The organism is Hymenobacter negativus (assembly GCF_017571495.1).
In the GTDB taxonomy this organism is placed as follows: Bacteria; Bacteroidota; Bacteroidia; order Cytophagales; family Hymenobacteraceae; genus Hymenobacter; species Hymenobacter negativus.
In genome coordinates this window covers 1-15,525 of record NZ_JAGETZ010000022.1, presented here as the reverse complement: position 1 = coordinate 15,525, position 15,525 = coordinate 1, and the positions used below count along the sequence as shown (strand labels likewise).

The window sequence follows — 15,525 nt, the reverse complement described above, 5'->3', positions numbered from 1 at the left end:
ATGAGCAATTCCTCATTCCTCATTCCTCATTAAGCGAAGCGCCACCCCGCGCACATCCTCCCAACCGGGCAGCAAATCATACCATTCGGCCTCAATGGCGCGGCGGTAGCGCCCTACTAGGTACAGCACGCCCGCCGCATAGGAGGCCGACATGCTTAGCGCTGCCCCCACAATGCCCAAGCGCGGCACCAGCACCAGGCACAGCGGCACGGTGGTGGCCAGCCCTAGCAGCGTGGCGCGGTTGTTCACGCCATACTGGCCGGTGCCGGCGAAATAGGTGCTGGCCTGCATGCCCGCCCCGTTGATAAGAATGCCCGGTGCGAGCGCCAGAATAACCCCGTGCGCCATCCCAAACTCCGGCCCGAAAATGGCGGCCAGCCATTTGGCCGGCACGGCGGCCAGTGCCAGCACCGCGCCGGCCGTGGCCAGCAGCGTGAGCCGGCTGCCACGTAGCGCCGCGTGGGTCTGCCGGCGCTTGTCGGGCGCATTTACCAGGGCCACGTACTGAATGAGCGAAGTACTGCGCGGAATCAGCCAGATGGCCTCGGCCAGCGCCACACCGACCGACAGCACTCCCAGCGCCTGCGTATCGACCAGGTACGCCACGGCATAATAGCTGAAGCGGTAGTTGGCAAAAGCCAGCAGGTTGCTTAGGTGGGCGCCGCGGCTGTGGCGAGCCAGCTCGCGGGCCGTGGCCCGGCGGCGCAGGCGGCGGTGGCGCCAGGTATCGGGCAGGCGCAGCAGCAGCCCCGTGCTCATGAGCCACGGCAGCCCGTAGGCCAGGTAGTTGGCGTAGTAGTACGCTTCTACCGAAAGCCAGCGCAACGGGCCGAAAGCCAGCGCCAAAGCTACCGCCAGCAGCGCCGCCTGAACGGTAGTCAGCGCGTTGTAGCTCCGCTCCCGCTGCCGCCCCAGTAGCAGCAGCACGTTGATGGACAGCAGAATTTGTATCAGCGATACTGCGCCCAGATGCAGCACGTAGGCCAGCCCCACCGGCCGCAACAGGCCTACCACAGCTGCCCCGGCCAAACTCACCAGCACGCCCCAGCCGTAGGCGGGCCGTAGCAGCAGCCACACGTTGCGGCGCGGCACCAGGTATATCAACGAGGAGCCGCCCACCAGCCCCGCCAGCAGCGCCAGCCCCGATACATCGGTAAAAAACAAGCTGACCTGCCCGCGCCCCGCTGCCCCCAGGTACCGCGCCGTGAGCCACACCACCGCAAAGCTGAGCCCTGCCGTGAGGACTCGTGCCGCAAAATGCTGGAGGATGCGTTTTATCATGCGAACAGGAATCCCAGTTGGAAATGGATGAGAAGTCGAAAAAGCAACGCAGCCATAACCCAAACCAAGGCTTTTGTACCGATACTGTACTCTTATTACTCGTTTAATACTTTTTGATACAATTGCCCGAATGCTTGCTCCACAGCTGCTGGCGCACACCGAGCCGTCGCATCGTTCCTCAGCAATACCGGGTCGAAGACAAAAGTATCCGACAAAACACTGGTTAAGGCCTCTCCCAGCCCCTTTTCGTCATCTGGATTAACCAGCAGACCGAAGGTGTTTTCCGGGATAAAAAGCTCTGGCACGCCGCCCGTGCGCGTGGCCACTACCGGGCAGCCACAGGCCCGCGCCTCCAGCAGCACGCAACCAAACGTCTCGGCCCGGCTAAACGAAACCAGCGCGGTAGCCTGCGCCATCTCAGCAGCCACTGCCTCGTGCGGCAGCTTGCCCAGGAAAGTCACAGCACCATCAGCCAACAGGTCTAGCTCGGCAGCGTAAGCGCGGAGTTGCTGCTCATCGGGCCCATAACCGGCAATGCGCAGGCGCAACTCCGGCCACCTGGCCCGTAGCTGCGCTACCACGCGCAGCACCCCGGATATATTTTTCACCGCATCGTGAAAAGCCGAAACGTGCAGCAGCGTGAAGGGATGAACAGCTGAATAACCGGCTGGCTGGCCGAGATGGAAAAGCTCCGTATCCACCACGTTGGCGATGACGACCGAGTACAGGTTCACAAAGCCTAGTGCGGCCATAGCCCGCCGTAAGCCGTCCGACACGGTGTGCAGCGCCGCCGCCCGCCGCACCACAGCCCGCGTGAGCACCCGCCGCAGCCAGGAAATGCCGCCGGCTCGTTCGGGTAAATACAGCGTCCAGTGCTCCGTGACGATGAACGGGATGCTACGTACCGCTTTCAGCGCCCAGGCAAACAGGCCCGTGCGTAGCAGCACATGCACATGTACCAAATCAGGCCGCTGGCCGCCCCAGTGCTGCCGTAGCCGCTGGTACCCCCGCAACAGACACCAGAAATATAGCAGCAGCTTCAGCGGCTTGTCAACGAAACCTAACCCGGTGGGTGCGGCGCGGTAGTAGTAGCGCAACGTCGGCACCGGGCCACTGAAATCCTCTTCCGAGTCAATCAGGGCCGGCAGTGGCCCGCGCGCCACGGTGGCAAACAGCACTGCGCCTTCTACCCCGCCGTGCGCCGCAATGGCCGCCACGTGCCGCGCCACGAAGTCGCCGTCCTGGTCGTCGTAGCGGTGCGGGTACCACTTGGGCAGGTGCAAAACGCGCGGCGTCTTCAACGGTTAGTGGTTAATGATTATTGGTTAGTTTAACTACAAAGCTAGGCTTTCGGCAAGCAGCAGCCCTAAAAACAAAGCCGGCCCTGAAAATCAGGGCCGGCTTGTTCGATGTTTTGGCGAAGGTTAACTAACCATTCATCACCGACCGCTAAAACGAGTAGCGCAGGCCCAACTGGCCCTGCCAGCGCGAAGCCAGCTGGTCGATGGAATAGGTGGCCGGCGTGCCGTAGGTGAAGGCCGGCTTGTTGAAAGTGGCGGCGCTGTAGTTGGCTTGCACGTTGCCGGCGGCATCGGCAAAGCCCACTTGCGTGAGGCCGGTGCCTACCGTCGAGTTGAAGGTGTTCGGCACGAAGTACTGACGGCCCCAATCCTTATTCAGCAGGTTGCCGAAGTTGATGATGTCCAGCGAAATCTGGATGGTATGGCCTTTGGGCGCGATGCCGGCTTCGTTGGGCTCCAGGTTGCCGAGCTTGGCCTCTACCATCAGGCGAATGTCGGCCTGGTTGTTCCAGGGCGTGCGGCCTGCGTTGCGCTCGGCATACGCGCCGCGGCGGGTTTTCAGGTAGCTGTCGCCGTCGATGAAGCTGCTCAGGGCGGCATACTGCGCGCCGCTGGCGTCGAGGCCGTAGCCGTTGGGGTTGGCGGTGGTGATGGGAGCAGCGCCTTTGTTAACCAGCGTAATATCCGAAGCCGAAGCCGGGATATAGGCCAGCTGCACGTTCTGTTGGCCGTTGCCGAGGAAGTTGTTGTTGTACACCCAGGTGTAGGGCGAGCCGCTGGCGTAGGTCAGCACAGAGGTGAAGTAGCCGGTGAAGCGCTGGGCAAAGGTTTTGTGCAGGTTCAGCGAAGCCACCACGCGGTGGCGCAGGTCGAAGTTGGAGTAGGCCAGGGCCGGGTCGTTCACATTCAGAGCAGGGTTCAGCTCCCAGTTACTCTGCGGCGAGTTGCGGATGCCGTTGCTGATGTCGTAGCTCTTGCCGTAAGTGTAGGCCACGCTCACGTCGAGCAGTTGGTTCAGGGTCTGGCCCACCGAGCCGGTGAGCTGGTAGCGGTAGCCCTTCTGGGTGTTGGTCAGGAAGAAGGCGTTCGAGAAGTTCGAGTTCACCTTCGAACCGAAGCCAGCGGCGCCGTAGCGCGGGCTCTCAGTGGGGCCTTGGGTGAGGTAAGTCACGTTATCAGCGAGGTTGATGTTCTCAAACTTCACATCCTGCAAGGTCTTGGTGTAGAGACCTTCTACCGAGAAGCGCGTGCCGGTTTTCAGCTTAAAATCAAAGGCTAGCGACGAGCGCCACACCTGTGGCATCTTGAATTTATTGTCCACTAGGTTTACCTCCGTGGTGTTCTGGGCCGAGGCCGGCAACTGGGCGTAAATCTGGTTGGGGTTCGAGTTCAGCAGGTACTTCGGGCCGGTGGTCGAAGTCGTACTGGGCTGAATGTTGTTCAAGTCAACCGAGTTGAAGTTCACGCCGTTGTTGTAGTAGGCGTAGCCGAACCAGGCAAACGGCACGCGGCCCGTGAACACACCCGAACCACCGCGAATGACAAATGATTGGTCGCCGTTTGCGTCGTAGTTGAAGCCCAAGCGGGGGGAAATCTGCACCTGGCCCAGATAGCCGTTGTTCAAATCCTTCCAGGCGGTGTGCGAGTAGGTCTGGTTTAGCGTATTGGCATCGTTCTGCGGGTTGTTCACCAGGTCCGAGTTCAGGGCCGGCTTGGTGGGCAGCGAGGAAATGTCGAAACGCAGACCGGGCGTGATTTTCAGCTTGTCGTTCACGTTCCACTCGTCCTGCACGTAGGCGCTGTAGAAGTTGATGTTGAACGCGGCCGAGGGGTTGTTATAGTTGTAGGCGTAGGAATTGTCGGTCTTGTTGTAGGTCCCCCGGATGCGGTTGGGCTGGTCGTTCAGGAACTGCGCCACGTTGTTGTACTCAATGCGGCCGTTCCAGGAGTTGATGAAGCCGTAGTCGATGTGGTAGAACTCGTTGTGCGTGCCCACCGTGAGGGCGTGCGAGCCAGTGTAGAACGTGAAGTTGTCGGTCAGTTCAAACGTCTTCTGACGGGTGTTGAAGATGCTCGCCTCGCGGTCGGAGCCCAGCAGAATCTGATTCGAGCCGCCGCCGAAATTAGCCGCCGCGTTGGTGCTCACCGAGTTAATCTGCACGGCCGGAAACAGGTTAGCCTGGCCGCCGATGAGGTCGCGGTAGTCGTGAATGTTGGTGTAGCCCAGAATCAGGTTGTTGGCCAGCTTGCTGCTGAAGTTGCTTTTCACCTCCAGCACCGTCGAGTTCTGCACGTTATGCTGCGTAAAATCCTGCGAGCCAAACTTGAACAAGCTGCCCGAGCGCTCCAGGTTGGTAGCTTCGGAACCGATGTAGTTATGGCGCAGTGCTATGCTGGTCTTGTCGTCAAGGTTGAAGTCGAGGCGACCAAAAATCTTGTTGCTGTTCGCGTGGATGTTGTAGTTGCCGTAGTCGCCCACGTTGTAGCCGTAGGTGTTCTGCAGCTTGTTGGTAATCTGCTGGGCCAACTCGGCCGTCACCGGCGAATTGGCCTGGCCCACGCCGTAGAACTGCGGCTCCTGGCGGCGGGCAATTTCGGCGTTGGTGAAGAAGAACAGCTTGTTCTTGATGATGGGCCCACCCAGCCGGAAGCCGGTCTGGTAGTCGTGGTAATCGGTGCCAATTTTGCTGCGGGCGTCGTCGATGCTCTTGCCGGTGACCGACTGGTTGCGGCCATAGGCATACACCGAGCCGGTGTACTCGTTGGTGCCGGAGCGCGTCACGGCATTCACCGAACCGCCAGTGAAGTTGCCCAGCTTCACATCATACGGCGCTACCTGCGCCTGAATTTCCTGAATGGCATCGAGTGAAATCGGGTTGGAGCGGGCCGAGCCGCCGGGCAGGCCGCTGGTGCCGCTCTGGCCCCCCAGCGAGGGCGAGAAACCAATGGCGTCGTTGTTCACAGCGCCGTCCAGGGTCACGTTGTTGTAGCGGAATGAGCTGCCGGCAAACGAGCCGTTCGAGTTGCGCGGGTCGAGGCGGGTGAAGTCCGAGATGCTGCGCGAAATGGTAGGCAGCTGCTGAATGGCCGCGCCGCTTACGTTGGTGCCAGCACCGGTTTTGGTGGCCTGGGTGTTGCCCACCACCACTACCTCGTTCAGGGCCTGAGCCTCGGCCGCCAGCACAAAATTGAGGCGGGTGGTGTTGCCCAGGGTCAGGAATACGTTGGTAACGGTCTGCTCTTTGTAGCCTACGTAGGTCACCGTCACGGAGTAAGGTCCGCCGGGGGCCAAGTTGGGGATGGTGAAACGGCCGTCGGGCTCGGTGCCGGTGCCGCGCTTCACGCCGGTGGGCACGTTGGTGGCCACCACCGTCACGCCAATCAGCTCTTCGCCCTTGTCAGATGTCACTTTTCCACTTATGGCTGAGGTGGTTACCTGGGCTACAGCCAGGTGTTGAATAACCAGAAATAACAAGCTCAAAAAGGTGGCTCGCACTCCAAAAACATGCTTCATGATGAAGGGGAAATGTTTGAGCCACAAAGTTCCCCCGATATCCAAGGGCGTAACATGAAGATTGATTAATCAAATTGTTATGCCTCAGCCCTATCGGTCACAATTAGGTAACACTGCTTTACTCAACAGTCCTGCCACGTTGATTATAAAAAAAGCCTGCCCCATGCATGGGGCAGGCTTTTTAATTCGTTCAGCAGGCGCCGCAGCGCGCCCCCGAATCAGCTCATTACTTGCTCACTACGAAGCGTACCGACTGCACGGCATCGCCGGTAGCCACGGTAGCCACATACATGCCGGGCACCAGCGAGGCGGGCAGCATCAGGCGCTGCGGGCCGGCGCTCAACTTGCCGCCGTTCAGTACCACGGCCACTTCGCGGCCCATCATATCCACCACGCGCACAGTAGCAGTGGTAGCGGTTTTAACGTCGAAGCCTAAGCTAGCAGCAGCGCCTTCGGTCGGGTTCGGCGACACGGTGAGGGCTTGCAGCGGAGCATTGACAACCTCGCGGTTGGCGAGCACCTGGCCAGCTACGTTGTAGCAGGTAATCTGGGGGTTGAAGTTGGTCCAGCCGGTGGCCCAGTTCGTCGTGCCAAAGGCACCGCGGAAGGTTACCACATCAATGGTGCTGTTCACGCCGCCGTTGCCCGTGCCGGTGAGCTTGGCATTGGTAAAGGCAGCCCCGGTGTTGAGGAGCGAAGCAGCGGGCAGGTTGAAATTGGGCGTGCACGAGGCGCTGGCGCCGCAGTTGCCATCGAAGGCGAAGTTATCGGCATTCAGGCCCAGGGCGGCTACCGTGCGGGTGGTGTCGTTGCCCGTGCCGATGAAGGAGTTGATGCTGAAGCCGGCCAGGGCGCCGCCTGTGGCGCGGGCCACGCGGGGGCTGTAGCCAGCCACCACGTTATTCTGGAAGGCCAGCAGGCCAGTTTGGGCATTGGTCAGGGTATTGCCGCTCGAACCGCTGTTGAGCTGCAAGCCAAAGGGACGGCCGGCAAACACCGAGTTGAAGATGCTCTGGGCCGAGTTGCGGCGAATCAGGGCCGCATCGGAGTTGGCAAAGGGCGTAGCAGCGGCCGGCGTGGTGGGCATAAACACGCTCATGTTCGTGAACACGGCCGACGTCTGCGGGGTGTTGTTGGTGCCGGTGGCGTCGTTGTCGCTCTCAAAACCGTTCGAAACGCCGCCCGTGGCGATATCGCCGCGTGTAGGATTACGTACGCTAATGCCGTACTGCACACGACCCGAGTAACCGTTATCGGTATCAAAGTCATCGTCGGTACCAGCCAAGCCTATCAGGTATTTGGCATTCACAGTGCCGCCAAACCACTCAAATGAGTCATCGCCCGAGCCCGTCACCTGCACGTGGTCGATGGTAGTACCTGCGCCTACACCGCAAAGGGTCAGGCCGTTGATTTCGCTATTGGGCAGGAATGCTACGCCGGGGTACTCAATCCGCACATAGCGCACAATGCCAGAGTTGTCGTTGGGCAGGTTGGCTGAAGGGCCACCAAAGGTGGCCACCACACCGCCTTCCACGTTGGTCACGGCGGGCAGGTTGGTGGGCGCGCGGCCTACCAGAATCACCCCGCCCCAGTCGCCGGGCTGGCGCTGGCCGGCCGGTTGAGCTGAAGTAAAAACGATGGGCTGAGTCGGGGTACCCTCCGCAATGAGTTGGGCGCCTTGGCGGATGATGAGGGCACCCTTGTTAGCCAAGCTGCCCTTGATGATGGTACCCGGCTGGATGGTCAGCGTCACGCCGCTGTTCACATACACAAAGCCGTCGAGGTAATAGATGTTATTGCTGGTCCAGGTGGTGTTGGTCGTGATTTCCACGCCCGACGTCACGGTGCTGCCGAGGCCGATGGAAACAACGGTGCCTGCTGCCGGGCATTGGGCCTGCGCAGTTAGGCTGGCTACTGCGAGCAAAACCGGAAGTATAAGCTTTTTCATACAGAGGAATGAAGATGGGATGGAGTCGCAAAAGTTGGTAGCGCAAAGGTCCGAAAACAGAACGGCCACCAGAACCTGGCGGCCGTTATCATATTATCGCTCTTAGTTTAAGCTATTGTTAAGCGTCGGGCTTAGAAACGATAGGTAAGGCCTAAAGTAGAGTAAGTTCCGCGACGGTAGCGGTTGAACGAAGCGTCCCGCTCGATACCGTTGATTTCACCGTTGCGGTCGAAGTCGTAGTTCTGGCGCACCAGCTGGTTCAGCAGGTTTTGCACGCCGGCGCGCACCTCCAGGTGGTTGCCAAAGCCCTTGGTCAAGGCCAAATCCACCACGTGTCGCTGCAGCTCGATGATGGACGGGTTGTTCTGCTTGTCGCCCACAAACGAGATGCGCGGCCCGATGACGTTGTACTGCGCCGAAATCTGCCAGTGGCGCTCATCGTCTTGATAGAACAGGCCGGCGTTCACCACATAGGGCGACTGGCCTTGCAGAGCCCGGTCGGTAATGGCGAAGTTTGTGTTGCTTTCCAGCGTCTCATCAAGCTGCACCCGGCTCTTAATCAGCGAGGCATTGAGAATGAGAGAGAAATGCTGCAGAAATGCATTATCGGTGAGACCTACCAGCGACTTGCGGGCTTCTACTTCCACGCCCAGGTCGTAGGCTTTGGGGGCGTTCTGGAAGGTCAGGTATAGGTCGCTGCCGGTGGTCGGGTCCGTTACCTGCTCAATGGCGTCCGTAAAATGCTTGTAGAAGACCCCTACGGAAATCATTTCTGAACGAGTGGGATAAAACTCGTAGCGCAAATCAGCGTTGTAAATCTTAGCTGTCCGCAACGTCTCATTACCTGTGATATTGAAATTATTATTGAAGTCGAAGTAGTTATATTTCGCTACTTCCCGGAATTCGGGACGATTTACCGAGATGCTGCCACCGGCCCGTAGCAAGTGGCGCTCATTGAAGTTGTAGGTGGCATTGAGCGAGGGCAGCAGGAAGGTGCGCTTTTCCTCGTAGGGCTTCTCCGCAGCCCCCGATTCCAGAAACTTGCGGTTGTATTCCACCCGTACACCACCGCTCAGGTTGAACTTCTCCGACAGCGGAGCCACTCCACTTATATACCCTGCCAATAAGGTATTTTGACCCGTGTAGCGGTCAAACTCGTTGGTGTTGTCACGCAGCACGAAGCCGTTGGCCGTGTTCAGGTTTTCAGGGCTAAAAATAGTGCTCAAGGGCTGGCTGGCAATTGCGGGGTCGAGCCGGCCGGCGCGGGCGTAGTTGAAAAACCGGCTGTCGTAGTCGCGGCTCTTCTGCTCAGTGTAGAAGCCGGCTCGTAGCTTATACAGATTGGCGCTAAGGGTATCGCGGCCCGCAAAGCGGCGCTCGGCCTGGCCGCTGGCCATGTAAGTATTTTCTTTCAGGTTGGCGAAGAACCGGGCGCTGGTTTGCGGAATGTTGTTCACCTGCACTTCAAAAGGCGCCGGGTTCAGGTCGCCGGGCTTCGAGGCATCGTAGAGGCGAGTTTGCTGGTTTTGGCGGTAGTCGGGTTCGCTGCGGCTCACGTAGTTGTAGCCAACTGCCCAAGTCAGGGCTGTACGGTTAGCAGGGCCCACCTCGTGAGTGCCGCCCAACTGGCCCGAGTAGATGCTCCGGCTCTGGTAGTGCAGGCTGTAGTCGTTGTGTTCCAGGCCAATGTCGGGCAGTTCGCTGTAGTTGGGCCCACGGCGGTTCACCACTTCATCGGTACCATACTGGTTGAAAAAATTGCGGAATTCCAACCGGTTGCGGTCATTCAGACGCACCTGATAGTTATGAATAACGCCTAGCCGCACCGCCGACAGCGAGCGGGTATCCTGGTAGCGGAACTGTGGCAGTGGCATCAGGTCCGGGAATTTGGGGTCGTAGAAATCGTAGCGCTGGCGTTCCGAAGTGTACTGCTCCTGTGTGTTGGAATAAGAAATGGATGTCACGTTACTCACGTACACCTTGCCAATCTCAAACTTGCGGTTGATGCCCAGCGAAAAGCGCAGGTCGGGCCGCGAGGTGATGATGCGCGGCAGAAATTCGTTGCGCAGCGACGTGCGGCCAGTGGTCAGTTCCTGCGAGCTGGTCGTGCCGGTCGGCTTCAGGTCGCTGAGTAGGCCCGGCATTTCGCGCTGCCCGTTATCAAAGCCCAGGAAGTCGGTCGAACTGTGGTCGGTACTTTGGAAACCGCCCTTAAAGGTGTTGGTATTGCGGGCCCAGCCCGACACCGAGAGCGAAGTAGAATTTTCCAGCACCGAGTTTTTGGTGTACACCTTCACTACACCGCCGCCAAACTCGCCCGGCAACTCCGGAGCGCCACTCTTGAAAATCAGCACCCGGTCAATCACCGAGCTGGGCAGAATGTCAAACGAGAAGGAGCGGGTGTCCGTCTCGGCGCTCGGCGTGAGGGCATCGTTCAACATCACCGTATTGTAGCGCTCGGCCAAGCCGCGAATCACGATAAAGTTGTTGTTCTGGATAGTTACGCCCGGAATGCGCTTTACCACTTCAGCCGCGTCGCGGTCCAGAGTCTTCACAATCTGGTCGTTGCTCATGCCACTCACTACCACTTCACTACGCCGCAAGTCCTGAATCAGGGCTACTTCGGTGCCGGTCTGCTTCACGCCGGTCACAGTCACTTCGGTGAGGCTGGTAGCGCTTTCCTCCATCTGACCATTCAGCGTCGTAGTTTCACCACTTTTGATAACTATGCCGGGGAAGGTGAGCGGCTTGTAGCCCACGTAGGTTACTGTGATGTTGTAGGTACCCGCGTCGAGCGGCAACTCGTAGCTGCCATCCACGTTTACAGGGGCCGCCTGAGTGGTACCCGTTACCAAAACCGTGGCCCCGATTACTCCCTCATTGGTCTTTTTGTCCGTAACCTTTCCGGCCAGCTTTCCCTGCTGACCGAAGGCCAACCCATTCATAAACAGCAAAAAGAACCCCAGTAAAAGAATGCGCATATACCGACAAGTTGGTTTGATGCCGCAAAGCTACCGGGGGCTTATTACGGCAACATAGCCGCCGGATTATCCAATTGTTATGCTCCTGTTTTCCGTTTTTTCGGCCAGAATCAACGGCTACTTTTGCGGCCCTTTTGCCCTTTTTATTCCTTGCCGTAAAAGTCCGAGGTTTTAGCCTCGCACCCATGCACCTGCCTGCGTGCTATGTGTTCAGCCCGCCGCATGACGACCTTTACGGCCCTTAATCAGCCCCAGCCCCTCCTTATGCTCATTTCCATGACCGGCTACGGCCAAGCCCACCGCGAAACCGACACCTATACCGCCACCGTCGAGCTTCGTTCCGTCAACTCCAAAACCCTGGATCTGACCCTGCGCCTCCCGCGCTTCTTGATGCCCCACGAGTTGGAAATCCGCAACGCCGTGGCCAAGTCCCTACTCCGTGGTAAAGTCAACCTCAACCTTGACTTCACGCGTCCCGCCGCCACTCGCACCGCTGCCACCCTCAACACAGAGGCCCTCATCGCCGCTTTTCATGAGTTGAAAGCCATAGCCCAAACCCTGGGCCTGACCACCGGCGAAGACACCCTGCTGGCCGCTCTGCGCCTACCCGGCGTCATACCCAGCGCCACCGAACTACGCGATGCCGAACCCGCCGCCGAGGAAATTGCCTGGCCTGAGCTCCAGCCGTTGCTTACTGAAGCCCTGGCTTCCATCCAGCAATTCCGACAGGATGAAGGTCACACCTTAACCGCCGAAATTCTAGGCTACGTGGCCACCATCCGTCAGCAGCTGGCGGCCGTGGAGGAGCGCGACCCGGTCCGCATCGAGCATGTGCGCCAGCGTCTGGCCGGGCACCTGGCCGAACTCACCAGCCACGAGCACTTTAACGAGACCCGCTTCGAGCAGGAAGTGCTCTACTACATCGAAAAGCTCGACATCGCCGAGGAGAAAGTACGCTTGGCTGCCCACCTTGCTTACTTTGAGCAAGCCGTGCACCAGCCCGATGAAACAGTGGGCAAGAAGCTGGGTTTCCTGGCCCAGGAAATCGGCCGCGAAATCAATACCATCGGTTCTAAGGCCAACGATGCCAACGTACAACATTTGGTTGTTGGCATGAAAGAAGAGCTAGAAAAAATAAAAGAGCAGTTAAATAATATTTTGTAGTATCTATCCCCTTTACTCTCGCACTGGTCTAACAGGTGCTCCCTATCATCCGCCTAGGCAAAAGGGCTGTTCAACGAAATTTCTTTCCACTAATTGGATTTTTACATTATTTTTTTCAATTCAAAAATGCTTTAAACGCTATTTGGCTGAAGATTTGACAATGAGATAACCCTAGCGTAAAAAAGCCACCAATGGCCCAAAAATGAAGCATTTATTGCCAATAAACCTTTCGCCCCCCTCTCGGTTTAAAAAATTATGGCAATATTTGTGGCAGCAAAGTTGGATATCTCGTTATTGTATCTAACTTGGGTTCGCAAATAGCGTTGAAGTTACTTCACCCTCTTATCCTCCATTACATGAAATCTACATTTTTACTCTGTATCCTGGGAGTGCTGCTGATGGCCGCTCGTCCTGCATCTGAAATTGAGTTGGTGAAGAAGCGTGTGCTCAGCGAGCGCGTTGAAATCCTGATTCCCAAAGGCTTCGAAGTAATGACCGAGCAGCAGATGGACTTTGCCTATGCCAAAGCCCAAAGCCGCCCGAGCGTTATTTTCACCAATAACAACCTCATCAGCCTCGCCTTCAACTACAGCGACAACGAAGCTGACCAGGACATGGTTGACATCTACGCCGCGTCGTTTGGCAAGACTTATCACAAGCAGTACAAGGAGGCCACTTGGTTCGGCGATGGTGTGAAGAACATCAACAACCGCAAAGTGGGCTACCTCGAATTCATGAAGCCCGAGATGGGCCACGAGGTTTACACGCTGGTTTTTTTCACCGATGTGGAAGGCAAGCTGATGATTTGCACCTTCAACTGTGCCGACCGTCAGAAGCCCGAATGGGAGCCCATCGCCAAGCAAATTATGCTTTCGCTGAAAGCCAAAGGCTAAGCCTTTAATCTGCAAACTAGTGCTACTTAATCGGTGGTTGAACGAAAGTTCAGCCACCGATTTTTGCTTTTGTCCCGAGTTCTCCTGAAGCTGCACATCGACCCATTAGAGCAAACCGTTCAACGTAAGCCGAAGCAAAGCTGCCGGGTACTTATTATTTCGGGCCGGCACCCTCTTCGTTCAGAAAATCACGTACCAGCCCAAAGGCCCCGGCAAAACCAGCCAGTGACAGAGCCAAGGGCTTATCGTTCACATCGTGGTAGGCTGCGCTGCCGCCGCGTGTATACAGAAAAAAGGCAGGTACTCCAGCTTCGGAGAACGGAAAATGGTCGGAGTTGGCGGCACGGCCACGGGCTCCCAATACGGGCAGGTAATGACGTGCGTCGTTGAGGGCCACGAGGCGGCGATAAGGCGCTTCAAATACGCGCCCATTCACTATGGTGGCCCCCTGCTCACCGGTTCCCAACAAGTCGAGGTTGATGAGGAACTTGATGCTTTTGAGTGGTACCAACGGGTGCGCCACGAAGTATTGCGAACCGACCAACCCGGCTTCTTCGGCCCCAAAGAGCAGGAAGACGACGGAGCAAGCCGGACGGTTTTCGGGCTTGGCATAGTGGGCGGCCAGTTCCAGGACCATCGCCACGCCGCTGGCGTTGTCGTTGGCACCGGGAAAATACACGTCCTTGCCCATCATGCCGAGGTGGTCGTAATGAGCAGAAACGACGAGGAAGGAATCAGGTTGAACGCTGCCCCGAACGACAGCGGCGAGGTTTTGGGTTTGGTAGTTGTGCAGGAGCTGGGCGTCAAGCTGGAGCGCAAGAATTTCGTTCTGAGGATACCAAATGGCAGGCTTGTTTAATGCTTCAATGCGGATGCCAGGACCTTGAGATGCAGCGAGTGATGCCGTAAGCTTAGGCTGCAACAATATCCGGTTCGACAACGAATCAAGGGTTTGGCGTAAGCTCACAGGCAAGCTTGTCAGCCGTTGCTCATTGTGAGCGGTGAGAACGAGAAAAGCATAGCCGGCCCTGCTGGTTAACAACTGGCGCGCTTGCTGTTGTACCGCCCGTTGAGCATTTGGCGAAGTAAAGCACAATGTGTCAAGCAGTATAGCTGTACCAACGCCTGATGCGGCTCTTGATTCTGGAGCGGCAATAAAATCCCGGCCTGGCCTCAACTCATTGGTGTATGATTTCCACGACCCACTACTATGCGTAAATGACAAGCGCATCTGTCCTGGAAACGTGTTCACATCCAGCGTAAATGGCTGGGTGTAGTTTGTGGCCAACGGTTCCAGCTTCAATTCCTTTAGCCTTTTGCGTAGATATCCAGCGGCAATGTGCTCGCCCTGTTGCACATAACCCCGGCCGTGCATTTTATCAGAAGCAAGTGCTTCGATGGTGTGACGGGCGCGGGGAATATCCTGCGCCTGAATAGCGCTGGAAACCAATAGCAGCCCAACTGCAATTACCAGCGGTTGTGGTTTATAGCCTAAACGTTTTGCCCACACGGCGGCCAGTCCCACTGCCAGCGCCGCTCCTATACTGTCGCTTATCAGGTCCGACCATTCGCCGTGGCGGCCCAGCTTCATAGTCATTTGCAGCACCTCAATGAGGGCACCGAATAGGAAGCTGCCGACCAGCACGGCCAAACCAGCGTGTCGAGCCAGCCGCGGCCAGCGGCGTTGCCGGTGCAGCGAGAACCAGCTTAAGGCCGCAAAAACGAAAAACACGCCCGCGTGGGCAGCTGTGTCAAACGACAGTAGCTCCCACTCGGGCGTGCGCGGCATTTCATCAGAGGGGGTGAGGGTGAGCACCAGCACCACGGTGGCCCATAGCAGCGGCAAAGCGGCGTAGGGACGGCGGATTGGTTGGGTTGGTTGAGGAGTCGTCATTACAACGCCCAAACTAAGCCCAAAATCGCGTTGCTAGGCACCTACCAGTTCCCCATAGGCGTCGGCGCTGAGCAGCTCAGCCAACTCTTCGGGTTTGGTGATGGAAATTTTCACCATCCAGCCATCACCGTAAGGGTCAGCGTTAACGGTTTCGGGAGCGTCGGCCAGCTTCTCGTTTACTTCGAGCACAGTGCCGGTGATGGGGCTGAATAGGTCCGAAACCGTTTTCACGGCCTCCACGGTGCCGAACACGTCGTGTTGGGCCACGTCTTTGTCGAGGGTATCGATGTCGACGTACACGATGTCGCCCAGCTCTTTTTGGGCGTGGTCGGTGATGCCAACGTAAGCGACGTCGCCTTCAACGCGAATCCATTCGTGGTCCTTGGTGTAGTGCAGGGTGGCGGGCAGGTTCATCGGTTCAATGAGTGAATGGGTGAATGAGTAAATGAGTCAACAGCTCATCATGCCTCAAAAGTAGGCAAGGCTTTTTCAATGCGCGAAGGCCGGAAAGCCGGAATGGGGAAGTGAATAGCCAAATGTGCCATTCAC

The 15,525-nt window shown here is 57.7% G+C and carries 9 protein-coding genes; 2 read left to right on the top strand and 7 right to left on the bottom strand.

The genetic code is table 11. From position 1 onward, the window contains the following. Positions 1 to 12: 12 nt before the first annotated feature. From J4E00_RS27695 to J4E00_RS27675, 5 genes are all read right to left on the bottom strand, one after another. Positions 13 to 1,281, bottom strand: coding sequence for a lipopolysaccharide biosynthesis protein (locus J4E00_RS27695; RefSeq protein ID WP_208178607.1), 1,269 nt, complete (start codon positions 1,279 to 1,281; stop codon positions 13 to 15). A gap of 95 nt (positions 1,282 to 1,376) precedes the next feature. Continuing rightward, on the bottom strand, positions 1,377 to 2,582 hold the full coding sequence (locus J4E00_RS27690) for a glycosyltransferase (RefSeq protein ID WP_208178606.1): 1,206 nt from the start codon (positions 2,580 to 2,582) through the stop codon (positions 1,377 to 1,379). Between the two features lie 148 nt (positions 2,583 to 2,730). Further along, positions 2,731 to 6,096, bottom strand: a complete 3,366-nt coding sequence (locus J4E00_RS27685) for a TonB-dependent receptor (protein ID WP_208178605.1) — start codon at positions 6,094 to 6,096, stop codon at positions 2,731 to 2,733. Between the two features lie 226 nt (positions 6,097 to 6,322). Further along, the gene (locus tag J4E00_RS27680; RefSeq protein WP_208178604.1) at positions 6,323 to 8,044 is read right to left on the bottom strand and encodes a T9SS type A sorting domain-containing protein; all 1,722 of its coding nucleotides are present in this window, start codon (positions 8,042 to 8,044) and stop codon (positions 6,323 to 6,325) included. Between the two features lie 131 nt (positions 8,045 to 8,175). Further along, complete coding sequence (locus J4E00_RS27675; protein WP_208178603.1) at positions 8,176 to 11,025, bottom strand: TonB-dependent receptor; 2,850 nt, start codon at positions 11,023 to 11,025, stop codon at positions 8,176 to 8,178. 264 nt (positions 11,026 to 11,289) lie between these two features. Here J4E00_RS27675 and J4E00_RS27670 point away from each other — a divergent pair, with 264 nt between their 5' ends. Both J4E00_RS27670 and J4E00_RS27665 read left to right on the top strand, forming a co-directional pair. Then, positions 11,290 to 12,189, top strand: a complete 900-nt coding sequence (locus J4E00_RS27670; RefSeq protein WP_208178602.1) for a YicC/YloC family endoribonuclease — start codon at positions 11,290 to 11,292, stop codon at positions 12,187 to 12,189. 356 nt (positions 12,190 to 12,545) lie between these two features. Continuing rightward, complete coding sequence (locus J4E00_RS27665; RefSeq protein WP_208178601.1) at positions 12,546 to 13,082, top strand: hypothetical protein; 537 nt, start codon at positions 12,546 to 12,548, stop codon at positions 13,080 to 13,082. Positions 13,083 to 13,236: 154 nt separating this feature from the next. On the opposite strand, the gene J4E00_RS27660 is transcribed toward J4E00_RS27665, so the two are convergent. Continuing rightward, positions 13,237 to 14,976 (bottom strand): VanZ family protein, encoded by a 1,740-nt coding sequence (locus J4E00_RS27660; protein WP_208178600.1) that lies wholly within the window; start codon positions 14,974 to 14,976, stop codon positions 13,237 to 13,239. Positions 14,977 to 15,009: 33 nt separating this feature from the next. Next, on the bottom strand, positions 15,010 to 15,390 hold the full coding sequence (gene gcvH, locus J4E00_RS27655) for a glycine cleavage system protein GcvH (RefSeq protein ID WP_208178599.1): 381 nt from the start codon (positions 15,388 to 15,390) through the stop codon (positions 15,010 to 15,012). Positions 15,391 to 15,525: the final 135 nt, after the last annotated feature.

Coding starts and splice junctions, on each gene's coding strand:
- J4E00_RS27675 (WP_208178603.1), bottom strand. CDS start 11,025: ATGCGCATTCTTTTACTGGGGTTCTTTTTGCTGTTTATGAATGGGTTG.
- J4E00_RS27685 (WP_208178605.1), bottom strand. CDS start 6,096: ATGAAGCATGTTTTTGGAGTGCGAGCCACCTTTTTGAGCTTGTTATTT.
- J4E00_RS27660 (WP_208178600.1), bottom strand. CDS start 14,976: ATGACGACTCCTCAACCAACCCAACCAATCCGCCGTCCCTACGCCGCT.
- J4E00_RS27680 (WP_208178604.1), bottom strand. CDS start 8,044: ATGAAAAAGCTTATACTTCCGGTTTTGCTCGCAGTAGCCAGCCTAACT.
- J4E00_RS27665 (WP_208178601.1), top strand. CDS start 12,546: ATGAAATCTACATTTTTACTCTGTATCCTGGGAGTGCTGCTGATGGCC.
- gcvH (WP_208178599.1), bottom strand. CDS start 15,390: ATGAACCTGCCCGCCACCCTGCACTACACCAAGGACCACGAATGGATT.
- J4E00_RS27670 (WP_208178602.1), top strand. CDS start 11,290: ATGCTCATTTCCATGACCGGCTACGGCCAAGCCCACCGCGAAACCGAC.
- J4E00_RS27695 (WP_208178607.1), bottom strand. CDS start 1,281: ATGATAAAACGCATCCTCCAGCATTTTGCGGCACGAGTCCTCACGGCA.